Source organism: Novosphingobium sp. KACC 22771 (assembly GCF_028736195.1).
Taxonomy (GTDB): domain Bacteria; phylum Pseudomonadota; class Alphaproteobacteria; order Sphingomonadales; family Sphingomonadaceae; genus Novosphingobium.
The window spans coordinates 1266543-1287055 of record NZ_CP117882.1 but is presented as its reverse complement, the minus strand read 5'-3'; the positions used below and the strand labels follow the sequence as shown (position 1 = coordinate 1287055).

Sequence of the window (20513 nt, the reverse complement as noted above, 5' to 3'; positions counted from 1 at the left end):
AGAATTTCCATGTCCAAAAACCCCTCTGATGCCGTCAAGTTCATCGGCTATATCGGCTTCAACAATGCCTCGGAAATCCACGCCCCGGTGCGCAGCCGCATTCTGGACCGCGATTATGTGGATGCTGCGGCGCGGGGTCAGGAGGAGGTCGGCTTCGACCGCGTGCTGATCCCCTTCGGCTCGAACAGCCCGGAAAGCCAGATCGTGGCCGCCCATGCCGCCGCGATCACCACGCGCCTTGGCTTCCTCGTCGCCCATCGCCCCGGTTTTACCCAGCCCACGCTGGCCGCGCGGCAATTGGCGACGCTCGATCAATTGTCGGGCGGGCGCGTGGCGGTGCATATCATCACCGGCGGGGCGGATGAGGAAATGGCCCGCGATGGCGATGTGAACACGGTCAAGTCCGAGCGTTATGCGCGCAGCGACGAATATATCGACATTCTGCGCCGCGAATGGACCGCGACCCAGCCTTTCGACCACAAGGGACGGTTTTATGAGGCGCGCGGGGCCTTCTCCTCGGTCAAGCCGGACAACCTGCCGGTCTTCTTCGGCGGCTCCTCGCCCGAGGCGATCGAGGTGGCGGGCCGCCACGCCGATGTCTATGCGCTGTGGGGCGAAACGCTGGAGCAGGTGCGCGAGAATGTGCTGGCCGTGCGCCATGCGGCGGCGAAACATGGGCGCCGTCCCGGCTTCTCGCTCTCGCTGCGCCCGGTCATTGCCGATACCGAAGAGGCCGCGTGGAAGCGCGCCGCCGAGATCGAGGATCAGGTTCGCACCCATCGCGAGGCCGCAGGATTGCCCACCACCGGCCACCGCCCGCCCAATGAAGGCTCGCTGCGCCTGTTGCAGACCGCGCAGGGCAACCGCCGCGATGGCCGGCTGTGGACGGGCGTTGCCGCGCTGACCGGGGCGCAGGGCAATTCGACCGGGCTGGTCGGCACGCCCGAACAGGTGGCCGACGCCATGCTCGACTATTTCGACATCGGCATCGACCATTTCCTCATCCGCGGCTTTGAACCGCTCGACGATGCGCTGCTCTATGGCCGCGAATTGCTGCCGCTGGTGCGTGCCAAGGTTGCAGAGCGTGCAGGACAATCCGCCGCTCTGGCCGGCTGAACCTCATCCCCCGCATTCCAAAAGGAAATCTCTCATGTCCAAACGTCAACTTCGCCTCGGCTTCATCCTGCACGGCGTCGGCCCCGGCTGGGACGACTGGCGCCATCCCAATGCGCAGGTCGATGCCTCCACCAGCCTGTCCTTTTACAAGCGTCAGGCGCAGGCCGCCGAGCGCGGCAAGTTCGATTACCTCTTCGTGGCCGACAGCGTTTCGATCAATGCGCGTTCCTCGCCGCATTACCTTAACCGCTTTGAACCGCTGACGATCCTGTCGGCCATCGCCGCCGTTACCGAGCATATCGGTCTGGTCGGCACGGCAACCGTCACCTATACCGAGGCGTATAATCTGGCGCGCCAGTTTGCTTCGCTCGACCATATCAGCGGTGGGCGTGCGGGCTGGAATGTCGTGACTTCGTGGCTTGAGGGCAGCGCGGCCAATTACGGCAAGTCCGAGCATCTGGCCCATGACACGCGCTACGCCCTTGCCGCGGAATATCTCGATGTGGTCAAGGGCCTGTGGGACAGCTGGGAAGACGATGCGCTGGTGCGCAACAAGGAAACCGGCCAGTTCCTTGATCCCGACAAGCTGCACGAGCTGAACCACAAGGGCGAGTTCCTCTCGGTCAAAGGCCCGCTCAATATCTCGCGGTCACGCCAAGGACAGCCGGTGATCTTTCAGGCCGGATCGTCCGAGGACGGGCGCAATTTCGCCGCCAAGTCGGCCGAGGCGATTTTCACCCATCAGGAAAACATCGAGGAAGCGCAGGCTTTCTATGCCGATGTCAAGGCGCGGGCGCGCGGCTTTGGCCGCAATCCCGACCAGCTTTATATCGTGCCCGGCGCCCGCGTGATTGTGGGCAGCACGGAAGAAGAAGCGCAGCGCCTGCATGGGGAACTGGCCGGTCTGGTCAGCCTTGAAAACGCCCTGCGTGCGCTGGGTCGCTCGTTCAACGACCATAATTTCAGCGTCTATGATCCCGACGGCGCCTTCCCGGTCGAGGTCGCGGTCGAGGGCTATAAATCGAACCAGTCGGCCTCGGAGCGCATTCTGGCGCTGGCCCAACAGGGACTGACCCTGCGCGAAATCGCCCTGCGCGCCGCCACGCCGCGCAGCGAGTTTACCGGCACGCCCGAACAGATTGCGGATCGTTTCCAGCAATGGCTGGATTCGCGCGCCTCCGACGGGTTCAACATGTTTGAATCGCTGCCCGGCCAACTCGATGTATTTGTCGATCAGGTCGTGCCGATCCTGCAGGCGCGCGGGATCTACAAGACCGATTACACCGGCACCACCTTCCGCGAGGGACTGGGGCTGGACAAGCCGGTCAACCGCTACACCGCCGCGCGATCGGAGCGCAGCGCGGCATGATCGAGACGGCATTGTGGAACCGGCGCGGCGCTTTGGCCGCGCTGGGGGCGGGGGCTTTTGCGCTTGCCGGCGGACTTGGTGGTTGTCGCGGCGGCGGTGAAAAGGTGCTGCGCGTCGGCTCGCAAAAGGGCGGGACCAAGGCGCTGGTGCTGGCCTCGGGCGTGCTGGAGGGCGCGCCCTATCGCGTTGAATGGTCCGAATTTCCCGCCGCCCAGCATTTGCTGGAGGCTCTGGGGTCCGATGCGGTCGACATCGGGCTGATTGGCGATGCGCCTTTCCTCTTCGCCTATCAGACCGGCAAGCCGTTGAAGGCCGTGGCCGCGCGGGTTTCGCATCCGCGCCCGGCAGGCATTCTCTCGATTCTGGTGCCGGGCGCATCGCCGGTTCGCAAACCGGCGGATCTCAAAGGTCGCAAGATTGTGACCGGGCGCGGCAGCATCGGCCATTTTCTCGCGCTCAAGGTGTTTGAGCAGGCCGGGATCAAGCCGGGCGAGGCCGAACTGATCTTCATGACGCCCTCGGATGCGGCGGCGGCCCTGCGCTCGGGCGCGGTCGATGCGTGGAGCACCTGGGGGGCTTACGTCCCCACCGGGCAGGCCGCGGGCGATCGCATCTTGGCCGATGGCAGCGATCTGTTCGATGCCTGTTCGTTCGATGTGGTCCATGAAAATGTCCTGCGCGACAAATCGGATCTGCTGGTTGATTTTCTGGCCCGCGAGGCGCGCGCGATGGAATGGCGCAAGACCCATGTGGGTGAATATGCCAAGGTGCTGGCCAAGGAAACCGGTCTGCCCTTGGCGATTGCCCAGACCACGGCGGAACGCTCGCCGGTGGTGGATGGGCCGATCACGCCCGAACTGGTGGCGCGGCAACAGGGCATTCTGGACACTTTCGTGCGCGCCGGTGCGTTGCAGGCCAAGCGGCCGGTGGGCGATGGCTATGTGCTGACGTCACAATTGCCCAAGGCATAAGGAAAAGCGCCGTGATGCCGGGCATTGGCATCACGGCGCATCTTTTCAGGCGCGGCTGCGCTGCGCCTGATACCGCTTTGCAGCGATCTCCGCCCCCGCGCCCAACAGGGGCCCAAGCTTGCGATATTCATCCAGGTGTCCCGCCTCACCGGGCCGGTCCCAGCCATGGTCGCGCCGGATCACGCCCAGATGCGGCGTCGGATCCCCCTCAGGTTCAGGCCCAAACTGATCGGGAGCGACATAGATGGCGTTCTGGTCGCAATAAAGTTCGCACATATAGCAGGTCTGGCAGGCCTCGATCCGCGCGATGACGGGATGTTGCGGCCCATCGTCCAGCACAAAGGTGGGGCAGACACTGACGCATTGCGCGCAATTGTTGCATTTGTCGGTAAGGATTTGGGCGATCATGCGAATTCGGCCTGTTGTGCATTGAGACGGATGGTGTCCAGTCCGCTGACCAATTGGCGGTGGGTGGGTCCTGCGGCCTCGGCATAATCGGCGCGTTGGTGCAGGCCCCGGCTTTCCCGGCGCGCCCGCGCCGCTGCAATGGTCCAGCGCGCCCCGGCCACCAGCGCCGCCGTTTCGCGCAACGCTACCAGTTCCGCGCCGCTGGCCCGCCCATGATTGGCCAGTTCGCGCCAGATGGCTTCAAGCCTTGCGCCCGATGCGGCATAACTGGCCTCTTCGCGGGTAAAGACATGGGCATAGCCATGGATTTCATGATCGACGGCGCGGTGGATGGCGGATGCGTCGATGGCGCGCTCGCCCTGCTGCGGGGCGATGGCAACCCGGCCCAGCCCTTGGACTGGGGCCGAGACGCCCTTGCGCTTCAGGCTTTCGCGCGCCGCGGCCGCTCCGGCGATGCGGCCAGAGGAAAGCGCCCATGCCGAATTGACCGCCCCGCCGCCGCTGTTCGCGCCCGCGACGAGTTCGCGCGTGGCCGCATCGCCAATGGCGAATAGGCCCGGCGCGCTGGTGCGGCATTCGGCATCGGCCAGGTCGAGGCCGCCGGTGCCCCGGATCGTGCCTTCGCCAAACAGTTTGACCGGAAAGCGATCGCGGAACAGGTCGATGCCGCGCCGTTCGAACGGCGCGGGGGTAAAGGGCTGTATCCGGCGCAGGATGGGGCGCAGGGCCTCGGGCGCATGGGAAAGGTCGGCCAGCACCGGCCCCGCCAGCATCGCATGGCTCAGCGCGCGATGATGCGCATGGCCCGCCGCGCGCGGGGGCGGAATGTCCAGTTCTTGCCCCTCGGCATCATAATAGACCGCGCCCGTATAGGGCAGCGTGCGGGTCGAGGCCCATGCGGGCGAGATCGACCAGCTTGGTCCAAACTCCATCCCCGACAGGGCCACCCCCGCCTCAGCGGCCATCAATTGGCCATCGCCGGTGTTGGTGCGGCTGCCGATCAGGCCCGAGCGGAAGGCATTGCCGCCGGTGGCCAGAATGGTGGTGTGGCTGCGGATTTCCCAATCCTGCCGTGCGCGCAGGGCATGGCCGCGCGCGCCCGCAATACGGCCTTCGGCATCGCGCAGCAGTTCGATGGCGGGGTGGTGATCGAACACCGTCACGCCAGCCTCCAGAGCAGCCAAACGCAGGGCGCGCATATATTCCGATCCTCTCACGCCCGAATAATAGGTGCCGCCCGCCCCATCGCTGCCAAAGGGATAATGCGGGGCAAGGCTGGGCAAATAGCGCCATGTAAGGTCGAGAATGCGCGCCATCCATTCCGGATCGCCCAGCCCCTGCGCCTTACTGCGCTGGCGGGTGATGGCTTCATCGCGGCGGGCCGGATCGGGCGCCACCCACCAATGGTTGGGGCCACCCGTCGCGGTGACGCCGCTGGTGCCCATATAGCCTTTGTTGGCCACTATCACCCGCGCCCCGCCCTGCGCGGCGGCGATGGCGGCCCATCCCGCCGCCATGCCCCCGCCGATAATCAGGACATCGGTTTCCAGATGGATGCTCACTCGGCAGCCTCGGCCAGCGGCGCGGCATAGCGGTTTTCCGGCACCGGAATGCCCAGATGACCGCGCAAAGTGTCGGCCTCATAGCGGGTGCGGAACAGGCCGCGCTTTTGCAGGATGGGCACCACGCGCTCGCGGAAGATCTGGAAATCGCGCGGGTTGGTGACGCGCAGGTTGAACCCGTCGGCGGCGCGGCCGATGAACCAGCGCTCGATTTCGTCGGCAACGGTTTCCGGCCCGCCAATGAAGGGCGATTTCCAGCGGCCAAGGTGCCATGCCGCCTCGCGCAAGGTATAGCCCTTTTCGCGCGCCACGCGGATGATCTTTTCGGCATGGCCCTTATAGCTGTTGAGCGTGACGCCGGTCAGATCGGGGAAGGGGGCGTCGGGGTCATACTGGCGGAAATCGTGATAGTTGAAGGCGCGGCCCAATTGGACCAGCAGTTTGTCGAGGCTGAGCGCTTCCTCATGCGCGGCATGAAGGCGCTGGGCTTCCTCGTCGGTATCGGCCAGCGTGGGGAACAGGCCGGGCAGGACGACGATATGATCGGGATTGCGCCCCAAGGCGGCGGCGCGCGATTTGAGATCGGCGTAATATTGCTGGCCGCTCTCGATATCCTGCGCGGAGGCAAAGGTGCCCTCGGCAATTTGCGCGCCAAGGTTGCGGCCAGCGTCGGAATCGCCGGCCTGAAAGATCACCGGCTGGCCCTGCGCGCTGCGCTGAAGGGCCAGCGGGCCATCGACGCGGAAGAATTTGCCCTTGTGGTTCAACTTGTGCAGCTTGGCCTTGTCGAGGAACACGCCGCCCGCCTTGTCGCGTGGGAAGGCGTCGTCCTCATAGCTGTCCCACAATCCCTGCACCACGCGGACAAATTCCAGCGCGCGGTCATAGCGTTCGGCGTGGTCGAAATGGTCTTCCCGGCCGTAATTGCGGGCCGCGCCCTCAAGCCCGGTGGTGACCACATTCCACCCTGCGCGGCCCCGACTGATATGGTCGAGGCTGCCGAACTGGCGCGCGACATTATAGGGTTCCCAATAGGATGTGGTCAGCGTGCCGACCAGACCGATCCGGCTGGTATGCGTGGCCAGCGCCGAGAGCAGGGTTAAAGGTTCGAGCCGGTTTAGGAAATGGGGCGCGGTGTCCGGCGTGATATACGGGGAATCGACGATGAACACGAGGTCAAAGAGCGAGGCCTCGGCCTTCCTGGCATTCTCGATATACCAGTCGATGTTGATGCTGGCATCGCCGGGCAAGGCCGGATCGCGCCAGCTGTTCTGATCGGTGCCGACGCCTTCGAGAATGGCGCCGAGGTGGAGTTGGCGGGTCTGGCTCATGGCTGGTTCCTTCGCGATGGCTGAATGGCGCCAAGGATGGGGCCGGATGCCACGCGATGAAAACGAGAGCTGCTGATAGGCTTATGAGAAGTGGCGGGCGTGGCTGACAGGGGCATGGCCGACAGGCGGGATAAGCACAGAAATATCAATAGGAGCGCCCCCTAGCATCAATAGACGGCAGGACGGCGCAGCGCTATTTCCACGCGCCAAGGATCAATTTCTGGAGATGCGCCATGGCGCTAGAAGACCCCGTTTCGCAGGCAGCCCATGATGCGCTGGCGCGCCGCTATCGCTCCGCCGCGCCAGAGCGCATTCTTTGGAATGACACCATCGCCCGCCTGCTCGACCATCGCAGTGTGCGCGGCTTTCGCCCCGATCCTCTGCCCGCCGATCTGATCCCCACGCTGGTTGCCGCGGCGCAAAGTGCGGCGACCTCGTCCAACCTGCAATTGTGGAGCGTGGTGGCGGTCGAGGATGAGGAAAAGCGCAAGGAACTGGCCCGGCTGGCGGGCGGGCAGAAGCATATCGAACATGCCCCGTTGATCCTGCTGTTCGTGGCCGATCTGGCGCGCGCCGGGCTGATTGCGGATGAGGCGGGGGCGCCGTCCGAGGGGTTTGATTATCTGGAAAGCTTTACCGTAGCGGCGGTGGATGCCGCGCTGGCGGCGCAAAATGCGGTGATTGCCGCCGAATCTTTGGGGCTGGGCACGGTCTATATCGGCGCGATGCGCAATCATCCCGAGGAAGTGGCGAAACTGATCGGACTGCCGCCGCGCGCGGCGGTGGTGTTCGGGCTGGTGGTGGGCTGGGCCGATGCCACGCGCGCCGCTGCGGTCAAGCCGCGCCTGCCGCAATCGGTGGTTTTGCATCGCGAGAGCTATGATCTGGCTGGACAAAGCGCCGCGATTGCCGAGTATGACCGTGATGCCCGCGCGTTTCAGGAAGAGCAGGGGCAGGACCCGGTGGGCTGGCGCGCGCTGGTGCTGGGGCGGGGGGCTTCGGCGGCCGCGCTGAACGGGCGTGACAGGTTGAAGGCGGCGCTGCGCGCGCTGGGCTTTGGCCTGAAGTGAGATTTGTTTTGAAACAGGAGCTTGCATGACCATCCGTAAGGCCGAACACCCGATCGACCCCGACATCCTCGCGCGCTGGAGCCCGCGCGCCTATTCGCCGCAGGAGGTGACGCAGGCGGACCTGTTGCCTTTGTTCGAGGCGGCGCGCTGGGCGCCCTCGGCCTTCAATTATCAGCCCTGGCGCTTTGCCTATGCGCTGCGCGGCGATGCGAACTGGGATGCTTTTGTCGGCGCGCTGCTGCCGTTCAACGCGGGCTGGGCGGGCAAGGCGGGGGCGCTGCTCTATGTCCTGTCGGACGAGCAGATCACCGCGCCGGGGGCCAGCGAGGCGACGCCCGCCAAGTGGAACTCGTTCGATGCGGGCGCGGCATGGGCCTATCTGGCGCTGCAAGGGGCCAAGCGCGGATTGTCGACCCATGCGATGGCCGGTTTCGATCCCGAAGCGGCGGCCAAGGCGACCGGCGCGGGCGAGCGTTATAAGGTCGAGGTGGCCGTGGCCGTGGGCTGGCGCGGGGATGCGGGCGATCTGCCCGAGGCGCTACAGGCGCGCGAACAGCCCAGCCCGCGTTTGAGCGTGGATGAAATCGCGTTTGCCGGGTCGCTTCCGGGCTAAGGCGAAAAGGGGCGGCGCTTTTCAACGCCGCCCCTCTCGCTGTCAGAACGTCTTGCGGAGCAGGATGCCGCCATAGCGCACATCGTCACGGGGGACGAGGCGGCTGGTCCCGGCAATGGCGCCATTGCCCAGCAGGTTCGAATAATGCTGGTTGGCGATGTTTTTCACATAGGCTCGCACTTGCCAGCCATTGTCCTGACCCAGCAGCGCCACGCTGGCGTTGAGCAGGACATAGGCGGGCTGGATAGAACTGGGGGTTTGCGTCAGCTGATATTGCGTGGCGCCCTTGAGCGTCACATCGCTTTGCAGCTCCAGATCCCAGCCCTGCGCCACGCCAAAGCGATAGGTCACATTCTCATACAGCTTCCACTTGGGCGCATAGGGCAGCGGCTTGCCGTCGATGTTGCAGCTGCTGGCCGCGCCCACCGGGCAGTTGAAATGCAGCACCTTGGCGTCATTATAGGCCACCGAGGTGTCAAAGCTGAGGCCCGGGATCGGGTGCAGCCCCAGATCCACTTCGATGCCCCGGCTGTTGGCGGTCCCGGCATTGATCAGGCGGGTGGCGATGGCGCCTGCGACAAGATCGCTGAAATTGGCCTGAAAATTGTTGAAGTCAGTGGTATAGGCGGCCAGGCTGTAGGTGATCTGGCGATTGAGCGCCGAACCCTTGATGCCCGCTTCCCAGCTCTTTGACGTTTCGGGCGAGAGCGAAATCTCGTCACGGCCCAGCATGTTGAAGAATACGTTATAGGCCGGACCCTTATACCCGCGCGAATAGGTGACATAGGTCTGGGCATGGTCGCCAAGGTCGAGTTGCAGGCCAAAGCGATAGGCATCGCCGCGCGTCGAGGTGCGCCCCGTGCTGCTGTGATAGCCCTGAATGCCCGTCACCGCGCCCGTGCCTGCGTTGGCCGGATCGTTGGTCGAGGTCCGGTTGTGGTAATAGCTCAATTCATCCCACACCGAGCGATAACCGGCCAGCGCGCGGAAATTTTTGGTGAAGTTGAAATTGGCCTCGCCAAACAGCGCGTAATTGTTGTTGGTCACGCCATAATAGGCCACGCCCGTGGTCGCCACATTGGCGCCCGAGACCACGCGGGTGATCTGGCGCTGATAGCGTTCGTCGGTCTTGGCGTTGAGGTAATAGGCCCCCACGACATAGTCGATGAACTTGCCCTTGGGGCTGGTCAGGCGCAATTCCTGGCTGATCTGGCGCGAGGAGACATCGCCGTAATCCTCGCCCTGGGGGATCGCGGCGCTGACGGCTGAAATACCGTCAAAGTCCTGATGCTGATGGTTTTTCCAATTGCGATAGGCGGTGATCGAGGTCAGCGTATAGCCCTTGGGCAGCGACCAGTCGGCGGTCAGGCCCACGCCTGCGTTCTTGTCGCGCACATCGGTGTCGAAATTGTTGCTGACGCGGCGGTTGCTCGCGCTCGGCGTAATGCCCACGCTCGAGAGAAAGCCCGAGAGCGCGGCGTTGTCCGTGACCGTCCCGGTGGGATAGGCGGTCTGGGCCGAGGAAGTATAGACGCCGACGGCCGTGTCGCGCGATTGCAGATAATCGGCCTGAAGCAGCAGTTTCAGATCAGGCGTGGGATTGGCCTCGATCTTGGCCCGCGCGCCATAGCGTTCAAAGCCGTTGACCTTGTGGCCGGTGTTCAGATTGTCCACATTGCCGCGGAAATTGGTGTAAAGCCCGTCGATCCGCGCATTAACACCATCGGCAATGGCGCCCGTGATGCCCGCTTTGGCGCGATATTCCTGATCGGTGGTGGCGGTGGCTTCTGCATAGCCGCCGGTGCGGGCGCTGGGGCCTTTGGTGACGATGCTGATGACGCCCGCACTGGCGTTTTTGCCAAACAGCGTCCCCTGCGGCCCGCGCAGCACTTCGATGCGCTCGACTTCGCCCACATCCAGCGTCGATTGGCCCGAACGGGTCAGCACCACGCCGTCCAGCACCGTCGAGACCGAGGGTTCAACCCCCGGCGAGGTCGAGATCGTGCCGACGCCGCGAATGAAGATCGTACGGTCCTTGTTGGACGAACCATTGCGGAAATCGACCGAGGGGACGGTGGCCGAAAGATCCTGAAGATTATGCAGCGCGCGATCGTTGAGCGAGGCGCCCGAAACGGCGGTGATCGCAATCGGTACCTGTTGCAGCGTTTCGTTGCGATAGCGCGCGGTCACGGTGATCTCGGCCGGGGCGGTCTGGGTCGCGGGCGCGGCCTCGTCCGCCAGGGCGGGGGCGGCGGGCAGGAAAAGCGCGCTGGCCAGCAGCAGGCTGCGCGTATGGGGGCGGGTCATGGTGTCCTCCGTTATGAACCTTGGCCCCGCCTATTAGTCAACCAAATGAGTAGAGAAAGAAACTTGATCTTTAGTGGCCAAAAGCTGAGGATGCATCACCCTGATTTTCCACCGGTTCGATCCGGCCGATCAGCAGATGGATCCAGCCCAAGGCCAACAAATAGGACACCGCCGCAAAGCCGAACAGCGGCGCATAGCCGAGCCCTGCAGCCAGGACGAGGCCACTGATCTTGGAAATGGCCGTCCCGCCCAGATTGCCGCAAAACGAGCCGAAACCGGTTACGCGGCCCACCTTTTCGCGGGGCACAATATCGGCGATCAGGGCGAACAGGCTGGTCGAAAACCCTTGATGACCGGCCAATGCCAGAGCCATGATGGCCACCGCCTGCCAGACCAATGCACTGTGCAGCGCAAGAGGGACGGGCACCACGCAAAGCGCGCTGGCGAGCATGACGCCCTTGCGCAGGGCATTGACCGCCACACCGCGCCCCAGCATTCGCGCCGAGACTAAGCCCGAGACGAGCGACCCGGCCGCCGCCCCGCCATAGGCCACGGCCAGCGGCGCGGCCAATTCGGTGCCCGACAAGCCGAATTGACGATGGAAGTAGTCCGGCATCCAGAACAGCAGCAGCCACCATGTGGCATCGGACAGCACCTTGGCCACGGCGATCACCCATGTCCGCCGTTCAACAAAGAACAGGCGTCCACCCGCGATCCGCACCACTTCGTCGCGCAAATCTACGCCACGCACCGCCACCAGCCACAGCGCCGCCCAGACCAGACCCGCCGCGCCCGCCATTTGAAATGCCGCGCGCCAGCCATATTCGGCCGCCACAAATGGAATGGCCAATGGCGCCAGGACCGCACCGATGCTGTTCATAGCATTGGACAGACCAAAACCGGCGCTGCGCAGATGCGCGGGGAAAATCGTGGCGATGGTTTTCACGCTGGAGGGCGTCCCCATCGCCTCGGTCGCGCCCAGTGCGATGCGCGCGGCGGTAAAGCCCGCCATCGACCGCACCCAGCCATGCGCCATCGCCGCCAGCGACCATGCGGCCACCCCCAGCGGATTGGCCCATTTCACCCCGACCCGGTCCACAATCCAGCCCGCCGCCAGAAAGCCAAAGGCCGCGCCGGTTTGAAACCATGCGGCCAGCGTGCCGTAATCATCGTCGCTCCAATGCAATTGGGCGGCGATGGTTGGTTTCAAGACGGCGATGATCTGGCGGTCGACCAAATTGAGGATGCCCGCCGACAAGGCGAGGGCAAAGAGCAGATTGCGGCGAAATGGGGAAAGGCGGGCAGTCATGGGCCGGGCATATCACCGCCGACGCTCATCGCCAGCAAGTTTTTCTACTGTACCAGTAGAGTATAGGCTCAGCGCAATCCGGTTGATCAGGCCAATCTCATCGTCGCTCGTCTGACCTACAGGCTTGGTCGGCTTCGCATGGTGAGGGGATTCTGCATCGGATCGCCAGCCAATGGCCTTGTTCGGCCTGCTGAACATACCACAGGGTTGGATAATAATGACCAGTGATATTTGTGCAACGTCCTTGGCCGGTGTCGATCCTGTCCTTTTTTACGATTCCTGAGGCTGCGGCCTAAGCATCGGATATCGTCGGCATACGTGATTTTTAGCTGCAGACGAAGAAGATTGTGAAAGTTCTCTAATTTTATCAGCGCTATGCTCGATCTGATCTCTAATCGCACATGGCCGACAAAGCGCAATGATGCGTCGCGAGCGCGAATCCGGCAGGCGATTTCGGCCAAACATCTGCTTGGCCTTCTCTTTTACCAATCATAAGGCCATTCCAACTCAACATGCCAAACCGGTCTTGCATTTGGTCAGGCCATTATGTAGAACGGCTCTCGAAACAAAAAGGACGATTCAGTCCGGCATCATCAGGGGATGGTATGAAGAGCTTCCATAACTCCGTGTGCGTTGCCGCGCTCGCGGCGGCAATTGGTCTGTTGGCCGGTCCTGCGCATGCGCAGAACGCCGAGGCAAAGCCGGACACCGGCGAGATCATCGTTACCGCGCAAAAGCGCTCCGAGAACGTGCAGAACGTGCCCTTGGCCGTTTCCGTGCTGGGTGCGACTCAGCTGCAGGCTGCGGGGGTGCGCAACTTCCAGGATCTGGGTGCGGTTTCGCCGTCGCTGACCATCCGCCCGGCTGAGCATCCGGTGAATGCCAACGTCTCGCTGCGCGGCGTCGGCACTTTCGCCTTCGGCATCGGCGTCGAGCCCAGCGTGGCTGTGCTGGTCGATGAAGTGCCGATGGCGTTTCAGGCCCGCGCCTTCACCGACCTGCCCGATGTGGAGCGCATCGAAGTCCTGCGCGGTCCGCAATCGACCCTGTACGGCAAGGCCGCCTCGGCAGGTCTGATCAATATTATCACGCGCAATCCGACCGATACGCTCAAGGTGCGCGCCAATGTCGTGGGCACCACTGATCAGGAATATGGCGCCAATTTCAGCGTCTCCGGCCCGATCAGCCCCACGGTGGGCTATGTCGTGTCGGGTTCCTATTCCAAGTGGGACGGCAATGTGCGCAACCTGTATAACGGCCAGAAACTCAATGGCCGTGAAGCGGGCAATATCCGCGCCAAGGTCCGCTGGGAGCCGAGCAGCGATGCCAAGCTGACCCTCTCGGTCAACTACATGAACGGCAACACCAATATTGGTCGTCCGATCATTGCGCAGGCTGCCGGTGCCCTGTATCGCAACACCCCTGGTCAGACCATCGATCAGGTGCTGCCCGGCGTTGTGGTCGGCCCGCTGAACCAGAACGTCAGTATCAATTACACCTCGCGCACCAAGTATCAGGGCGGTGGCGGCAATCTGCGCGGCGAATTCGCGCTGGGCGACCATCAGCTGGTGACGATCACCTCCTATGACAAGTTCCGTCTGGACGACTATTTCGACTCCGACGAAACCTCCTCGGCGGCGGTCGGCTTCAACAATATTCAGATCGGCACGTTCAAATCCACGCTGTTTACCCAGGAAGTTCGCCTGCTCTCCGACGGCAGCAAGCCTTTCCACTATACCCTAGGAGCCTATTACGCGAATGTGGACTTTGAGCGCCCCTTCTATCGCGGCCCGGCCTTCTCGCAGGCCAATTGGAACGCCACGTCCAAGTCCAGCCAGATCGCCGGTTTCGTGCAGGCCGACTGGCAGTTTATGCCCAAGGCGACCCTGACCGGCGGCGGTCGCGTGCAGAATGAAAAGATCGCCTATACGTTCAACGATATTCAGGCCAACAACGCTCGCTTCAACGGCAGCGCCGAGGATACCGCCGCGACCTACCGCATCAGTGCGCGTTATGAATTTACCCCGCGCATCAATGCTTTCGTGACCTATTCGACCGGTTACAAAGGCCAGACCTATGACCTGACCACCGGTTTCAACGCCAACCGTGCGGCGGCCGGCCCGATTAAGCCGGAAACCTCGCGCGATATCGAATTTGGTGTGCGCAGCCAGCTTTTCGACCGCAAGGTCACGTTGAACGTCACCTATTTCGACACGAGCTACAAGAACCTTCAGGCCCAGACGATCGAGACGCTGGTCGATGGCACGACCAACTTCCGCCTGACCAACGTGGGCAAGCTGGGCACGCATGGTGTTGAAATCGACGCGGGCTATCGCCCCAACTCGGATTTCAACTTCAATTCCTCGCTGGCCATTCTTGATGCCAAGTATGTCGATTTCCCGGTGGCGCAGTGCTACACGGGCCAGACGCCTGATCAAGGCTGCCCGCTGGCAGCAGTGCCGGGCGGCCCTCGCAGCCAGAACCTGACCGGCACCCGCGCGGTTCAGGCGCCGCAGTTCAAGATGACGGCAACGGCGGAATATACGCCGCAACTCGGCAATGGGCTGCGCGGTCTGGCGCAGGTCAACGTGCAGCATCAGAGCAGCGTCTATTATGCGGCTCGCGATCCGCAGACTTTCCAGAAAGCCTATCAGATCGTGAACCTGAACCTTGGCGTTCGCGCCGAGGATCGCCGCTGGGAAGTGGCTCTCTTCGTCAACAACCTGTTTGACAAGCAATATTACCCCTCGCTGATCAATAACAATGGACAGTGGGGCAATGCCATCACCACGCAGGCGGTGCTTCCGCGTGACTTCCGCCGTTATGGCGGGCTGCGCGCCAGCCTGAACTTCTGATAATACCGGGCCGGGCGGCCAAAACCGCCCGGCCTTTTTGTGCGCGCCGCGCACGGAAAATCTGGCCGACGATAAGGGACAAGGCCAATCCCAACCTTGGAGACGGTATGCGCAAGACCCACGCCATCAGGTTTTTTGCCGCCGCCCTGATCACGGGCAGTTTTCCGCTTCTGGCCCAGCAGGCGCCTGATGCGCTTCCGCTGGCCACCGTCGCCACTGAGCCGCTGCTGGTGTCTGCGGACATGCGCGAGGGCATTGAGCTGTCCGGCACATGGCATTATTCGATCGATCCCTATCGCTCCGGGATTTCCGGCTTCCATGGCGAAGCGCCCGATCTGGGCCAACAGCGCTGGCTCGACATTGACGTGCGCAAGACCATGGCGCAGGACAATCGGACCATGTTCGAATTTGACATGGCCCATGCGCAGACAACCTCGCTGCCCGGATCCTGGCTGGCGGCCGCGCCTGAAATGCGCCATTATCAGGGCCTTGTTTGGTATCAGCGCCACTTCGACGCCCCGGCCAACCGCAAGGGCCGCTATTTCCTGCGCTTTGGCGCGGCCAATTATGCCACCACGGCCTATTTGAACGGCAAACCCCTTGGGCGGCATGAGGGCGGGTTCACCCCCTTTGCCTTTGAGGTGACGCAGCAATTGCGCGACGGCGACAACCAGATCACCTTCGCCGTCGACTCGCAGGCCACCGCCACCACCGTCCCGCCCACCGTCACCGACTGGGAAAATTACGGCGGGGCGACGCGCGGCATCCGTCTGGTCCATACGCCCGCCACCTATGTCGATACTGCGATGGTGCGCCTGACCACCGACGGCAAGCTGGAGGCAGAGGCGCATCTTGATGGCGCATCGGCGGCGGGGCAAAACCTGCATCTGACGATTGCCGGGCTGAAAATCGATGTTCCGGGCAAGACTGATGCGCAGGGCAACTGGAAGGGCACGATCCCCGCGCCGCGCTCGCTGGTGCGCTGGTCGCCGGAAAACCCCCAGCTTTATGATGTGGCGCTGAGCGCGGGCGAGGACATCTGGCGCGACCAGATCGGTTTTCGCACCATTGAGCGCAAGGGCGCGGACATCCTGTTGAACGGCAAGCCGATTTTCCTGCGCGGCATTTCGATGCATGAGGAGGAGATCAGCCCCAACCCCGCCCGTATCATCACGCCTGAGGCGGCAACCGCCTTGCTGGGCGAAATCAAGAACGGCCTGCACGGCAATTACGTCCGCCTTTCGCATTATCCCCATTCCGAGGTGATGACCCGCGCCGCCGACAGGCTGGGCCTGCTGGTGTGGAGCGAGGTGCCGGTTTACTGGATGGTGGCGTGGAGCAATCCGGGCACGCTGGCCTCGGCGCGCAACATGCTGGCCGAAAACATCCTGCGCGATCGCAACCGGGCCTCGGTGGTGATCTGGAGCGTGGCCAATGAAACCCCGGTCAATGATGATCGCAACGCCTTCCTGCGCACGCTGATCGGTGACGTTCGCCGCCTCGACCCCAGCCGCCTGGTCAGCGCCGCCCTGCTGGTCAAGCGCGAGGAAGGGACCGGCGCGCCGACCATGACCATGGCCGATCCGCTGGCCAATGATCTCGATATTGTCTCGATCAACACCTATAATGGCTGGTACACCGGGGATCGCCTGTCGGACCTGCCGGGCAGCGTATGGCATGTGCCCGCCGACCGTCCGCTGGTGTTTTCCGAATTTGGCGCGGACGCGAAATCGGGCTTCCACAGCGCGGACAGGATGCAGAAATTCTCCGAGGAATTTCAGGCCGAATATTACCGCAAGACGCTGGAAATGGCCGATCGCGTGCCGACGCTGCGCGGGCTCTCGCCATGGATCCTGAAAGATTTTCGCTCGCCCCGCCGCCAGAATCCCGATTTCCAGATGGGCTGGAACCGCAAGGGGCTGATTTCGGAAACCGGACAGCACAAGATGGCCTTTGACGTGCTGGCCAATTACTACACGATGAAATCCAAGGAAAAAGCTAAGTGAAGAAACTTGCCCTGATCGCGGCCCTGTGGGCCACCTCGGCCAGCGCCGCGCCTGGGGCATGGGTCGATGGCGTTCTGCCCGTCGCCAATCCCCCGGTCAGCAAGGCGGTGGACCTGCCCGTAACCCTTCCGCGCGACAACCCCGCGCCTGAAGGCTGGGCGCAGCAGACGCCCGATCAGCGCCTCGTCTATAATGTCAACAAGCCGCAATTGCTGCTCTGGCCCAACACCACGCTGCCCGCCGACAAGCAGGCGCCTGCGGTCATTCTGGTGCCGGGCGGGGGTTTTCAGTTCCTCGCCATGGACAATGAAGGCTTTGATGTTGCCAAGCGCCTTGAAAAGCAGGGCGTGCGGGTGTTCATCCTGAAGTATCGCACGCTGCCGGTCGGCAACGGATTTGCCGCCTTCAAAGAGGCGCTGGCCGGTCTGTTTCAACGCGGCGAAAAGGTGAAGGACGATGACCGCCCCTTTGCCGTGGCCGATACGCAGGCCGCGATCCGCATGGTGCGCAGCCATGCCGCGCAATGGCATGTCGATCCGGCGCAGGTGGGTATTCTGGGCTTTTCAGCGGGCGCGATGACGGTTCTTGCCACGACGCAGGCCAATGCGGCCGATGCCCGACCCGATTTTGTCGGCATGGTCTATGGCCCGACGCAGGGCACCGAGGTTCCCGCCCATGCCCCGCCGCTCTTTTCGGTGATCGCCGCCGACGACCGTTTCTTCAAGGATCAGGACCTCAGCCTGCTTCACGCCTGGCGCAAATCGGGCAGCTCGGTAGAGTTCCATCTCTACAGCGCGGGCGGCCACGGCTTTGCCTCGCAGCCCAACGGCACGACCAGCGATGCCTGGTTCGACCAATATGCGCTGTGGCTTAAAGACAACAAAATCACTGGCAAATAAGCGGAAAGTTCCCCCGATGATCGCACATTTCTACGTTCATGCCGCCGCTCTTGCCCTTGGCGCGGCGATCGCGTCCCACGCCTGCGCGCAGGAGGCCCGCTCGGTCCTTCCGCTCGCCTCCGACTGGCGTTTTACCGGCGAGGATGCCCCCAAGGCCGAAGCCGTCGCGCCCGATTTTGCCGATGGCGCGTGGCAGAGCGTTTCCGTGCCCCATACGTGGAACCGCGTGGGCTATTATCACCATGATCTGGGCGGCACGAACACGGCGGCCACAGTGGCGAAGAAAATGGGCGTGTCCTGGTATCGCAACCGCTTTGATGCGCCCGCCAATCTTGCCGGGCGCAAGACGTGGATCGAATTTGACGCGGCAAGCCGGGTGGCGCAGGTCTGGCTCAATGGTGTCCTGCTGGGCGAGCATCGCGGCGGGTTCAGTCGCTTCCGGCTGGATGCAACCGCCGCGTTGAAGCCGGGGCAGAGCAATGTGCTGGCCGTGCGCGTGGACAATTCGCAGCCGGCGGCCGGATCGTCCACGTCCGATGTGTTGCCGCTGTTCGGCGACTTTTTCGTGCATGGCGGGCTCTATCGTCCGGTGCGGCTGGTTTCCACCGCGCCTTTGCATGTGGATATGAATGATTTTGGCGGACCGGGCCTTTACGCCAATACGGCGGCGGTGAACGGCGGCGATGCTTCTGTTCATGTGCGGCTGCGCCTGACCAATGATGCGGGCAAGCCGGTGGCGGCCGGTGCGCGCATCGCGTTGATCGACCGCGAAGGCCGCGTGGCAGCGCAAACCACGGTCAAGCAGGCCCTTGGCGTCAAGGCAACGCAGGAAGTGGCCGCCGATCTGACCGTTGCGGGCGCGCATTTGTGGCAGGGCGTGGCCGATCCCTATCTCTATCGCCTGCGCGCCGAGGTGCTGGGCGCCGATGGCAAGGTCAGCGATACGGTCGAGCAGAATTTCGGCATCCGCACCATGCGCTTCGATGCCGACAAGGGCTTCTTTCTGAATGACAAGCCCTATGCCCTGCATGGCGTGGGCTATCATCAGGACCGCGACGGCAAGGGCTGGGCGATCAGCCCCGCCGATGTCGAGGAAGACGTGGTCACGATGCGCGAAATGGGCGTCAACTCGATCCGCCTGACCCATTATCAGCATGGACAGGTGATCCACGATCTGGCCGACCGCTATGGTTTGGTTCTCTGGGATGAAGTGCCGCTGGTTTCGGCATGGACCTCGATGGGCAAGATGGAGCCGGAGCCCGCGCTGGTGGCCAATGTGCGCCAGCAATTGAGCGAATTGATCCACCAGAATTACAACCATGCCGCAACCGCCATCTGGAGCATTGCGAACGAGGTCGATTTCGGCAATTCGCTCCCCGCCTTTGTGCGGGGCGGCACCGATGGGCAGACGCCCGATCCGATGCCTTTGCTCAACATGCTGCAGAAACAGGCAAAATCGGAAGATCCCTCGCGCCCGACTGCTCTGGCGACCTGTTGCGAAGGGCGGCTGTTTGGCGCGGATGTGGCCATTCCCGAAACGGCGGTGGCCGCTGATCTGGGCGGGGCGAACCGCTATTTCGGCTGGTATTTCGGCAAGGAGCAGGACCTTGGCCCGGCGCTGGACCAATTGCATGCCAAGCGTCCGGCCCAGCCCTTGTCGGTTACCGAATATGGCGCGGGCGGGGCGCTGACGATCCATACCGACAATGTGCTGGGCGGGATGCCGGATTCGCGCGGCGCGGCCCAGCCCGAAGAATATGAATCCTATATCCACGAAACCGCATGGGCCCAGATTGCCGCGCGGCCCTATCTCTATGCCTCGTGGCTGTGGAATTCCTTCGATTTTGCCACCACCGTCCGCACCGAGGGCGATGCGCAGGACATCAACACCAAGGGTCTGGTCGCCTATGACCACAAGACCCGCAAGGACGCCTGGTATTTCTACAAGGCCAATTGGAGCGATGCACCCACCATCCGCATCACCGGCCGCCGCTATGCGACCCGCGCCTATGGCATCACCGATGTCAAGGTTTACAGCAATGCGCAGAGCACAGAGTTGCTGCTCAACGGCCGTTCGCTGGGCAAGCGCGAGGGCTGCGCGCAGATGATCTGCGTCTGGCCCGCGGTGGTGCTGGATGCGGGTGAAAACCGTCTGGTGGCGCGGGGCATCCGCCATGGCGAGGCGGTCGAGGATCAGATCACATGGACCCTCTCGCCCGAAAAGCGCGGGCATATCGTGATCGATACCGGCACTCTGGTCGCGGCCAAGAGCAAGACGCGCCTGCTCGGTTCGGACAATTGGTTCGAGGGCGGCGAAGCGGCCAGTCTGGACAAGCCCGCCGATTATGGCCGCAAGGCCGAACCCGCCCGCATCGAGGGCACGGACGAGCGCGACGCCATCGCCACCTATCGCAAGGGCAATTTTGCCTATCACATTCCCGCGCCCGCCGGTCGCTACAAGCTTACCCTGTGGTTCCCGGCCGTGGCGGGCGGAGCCAAGGGCGGCTTTGATGTGAGCGCCAATGGCAAGCCGATCCTGCGCGCTTTTGAACTGGCGGCCCCGGCGGCGGATGCAGCGGCGGTGGCGCGGACCTTTGAGGTCAAGTCGAATGGCCGGATCGATCTGGAGTTCAAGGCAGGCAGCGCCCCGGCGCGTGTCTCGCTGATCGAACTGGACGCGCAATAAAGGTATTCCGT

General features: G+C 63.3%; 14 protein-coding genes. 9 read left to right on the top strand and 5 right to left on the bottom strand.

Annotated features, from left to right (window positions below; translation table 11 throughout):
• Positions 1-9: 9 nt before the first annotated feature.
• From PQ467_RS22510 to PQ467_RS22500, 3 genes are read left to right on the top strand one after another with little or no spacing between them, the layout of a single operon-like run.
• Positions 10-1116, top strand: coding sequence for an LLM class flavin-dependent oxidoreductase (locus PQ467_RS22510; RefSeq protein WP_274176709.1), 1107 nt, complete (start codon positions 10-12; stop codon positions 1114-1116).
• 34 nt (positions 1117-1150) lie between these two features.
• Complete coding sequence (locus tag PQ467_RS22505; RefSeq protein WP_274176708.1) at positions 1151-2485, top strand: LLM class flavin-dependent oxidoreductase; 1335 nt, start codon at positions 1151-1153, stop codon at positions 2483-2485.
• Positions 2482-3456, top strand: coding sequence for an ABC transporter substrate-binding protein (locus tag PQ467_RS22500; RefSeq protein WP_274176707.1), 975 nt, complete (start codon positions 2482-2484; stop codon positions 3454-3456). Before PQ467_RS22505 ends, PQ467_RS22500 begins: the two co-directional genes overlap by 4 nt.
• A 45-nt stretch (positions 3457-3501) precedes the next feature.
• On the opposite strand, the gene PQ467_RS22495 is transcribed toward PQ467_RS22500, so the two are convergent.
• The 3 genes from PQ467_RS22495 to PQ467_RS22485 are packed head-to-tail and all read right to left on the bottom strand — an operon-like array spanning position 3502 to position 6757.
• Entirely contained in the window at positions 3502-3864 is a 363-nt protein-coding gene (locus PQ467_RS22495; RefSeq protein WP_274176706.1) for a 4Fe-4S dicluster domain-containing protein, read from the bottom strand.
• On the bottom strand, positions 3861-5426 hold the full coding sequence (locus tag PQ467_RS22490) for an FAD-binding protein (RefSeq protein WP_274176705.1): 1566 nt from the start codon (positions 5424-5426) through the stop codon (positions 3861-3863). Before PQ467_RS22490 ends, PQ467_RS22495 begins: the two co-directional genes overlap by 4 nt.
• Entirely contained in the window at positions 5423-6757 is a 1335-nt protein-coding gene (locus PQ467_RS22485) for an LLM class flavin-dependent oxidoreductase (RefSeq protein WP_274176704.1), read from the bottom strand. Before PQ467_RS22485 ends, PQ467_RS22490 begins: the two co-directional genes overlap by 4 nt.
• Positions 6758-6990: 233 nt before the next feature.
• Here PQ467_RS22485 and PQ467_RS22480 point away from each other — a divergent pair, with 233 nt between their 5' ends.
• Entirely contained in the window at positions 6991-7827 is an 837-nt protein-coding gene (locus PQ467_RS22480) for a nitroreductase family protein (RefSeq protein ID WP_274176703.1), read from the top strand.
• Positions 7828-7852: 25 nt separating this feature from the next.
• Positions 7853-8440, top strand: a complete 588-nt coding sequence (locus PQ467_RS22475; protein WP_274176702.1) for a nitroreductase family protein — start codon at positions 7853-7855, stop codon at positions 8438-8440.
• A gap of 42 nt (positions 8441-8482) precedes the next feature.
• Here PQ467_RS22475 and PQ467_RS22470 read toward each other — a convergent pair whose 3' ends face one another.
• Complete coding sequence (locus PQ467_RS22470; RefSeq protein ID WP_274176701.1) at positions 8483-10747, bottom strand: TonB-dependent receptor; 2265 nt, start codon at positions 10745-10747, stop codon at positions 8483-8485.
• A 70-nt stretch (positions 10748-10817) separates the two neighbouring features.
• A complete protein-coding gene (locus tag PQ467_RS22465) occupies positions 10818-12056 on the bottom strand; it encodes an MFS transporter (protein ID WP_274176700.1) in 1239 nt (412 codons plus the stop codon).
• 605 nt (positions 12057-12661) lie between these two features.
• On the opposite strand from PQ467_RS22465, the gene PQ467_RS22460 reads away from it, so the two are divergent.
• The 4 genes from PQ467_RS22460 to PQ467_RS22445 all read left to right on the top strand — a co-directional run bounded on the left by PQ467_RS22460 (position 12662) and on the right by PQ467_RS22445 (position 20502).
• The gene (locus PQ467_RS22460) at positions 12662-14911 is read left to right on the top strand and encodes a TonB-dependent receptor (RefSeq protein ID WP_274176699.1); all 2250 of its coding nucleotides are present in this window, start codon (positions 12662-12664) and stop codon (positions 14909-14911) included.
• 107 nt (positions 14912-15018) lie between these two features.
• Entirely contained in the window at positions 15019-16917 is a 1899-nt protein-coding gene (locus PQ467_RS22455; protein ID WP_274176698.1) for a glycoside hydrolase family 2 protein, read from the top strand.
• On the top strand, positions 16914-17816 hold the full coding sequence (locus PQ467_RS22450; RefSeq protein ID WP_274176697.1) for an alpha/beta hydrolase: 903 nt from the start codon (positions 16914-16916) through the stop codon (positions 17814-17816). Before PQ467_RS22455 ends, PQ467_RS22450 begins: the two co-directional genes overlap by 4 nt.
• A gap of 16 nt (positions 17817-17832) precedes the next feature.
• Entirely contained in the window at positions 17833-20502 is a 2670-nt protein-coding gene (locus PQ467_RS22445) for a glycoside hydrolase family 2 TIM barrel-domain containing protein (protein ID WP_274176696.1), read from the top strand.
• Positions 20503-20513 lie beyond the last annotated feature (11 nt).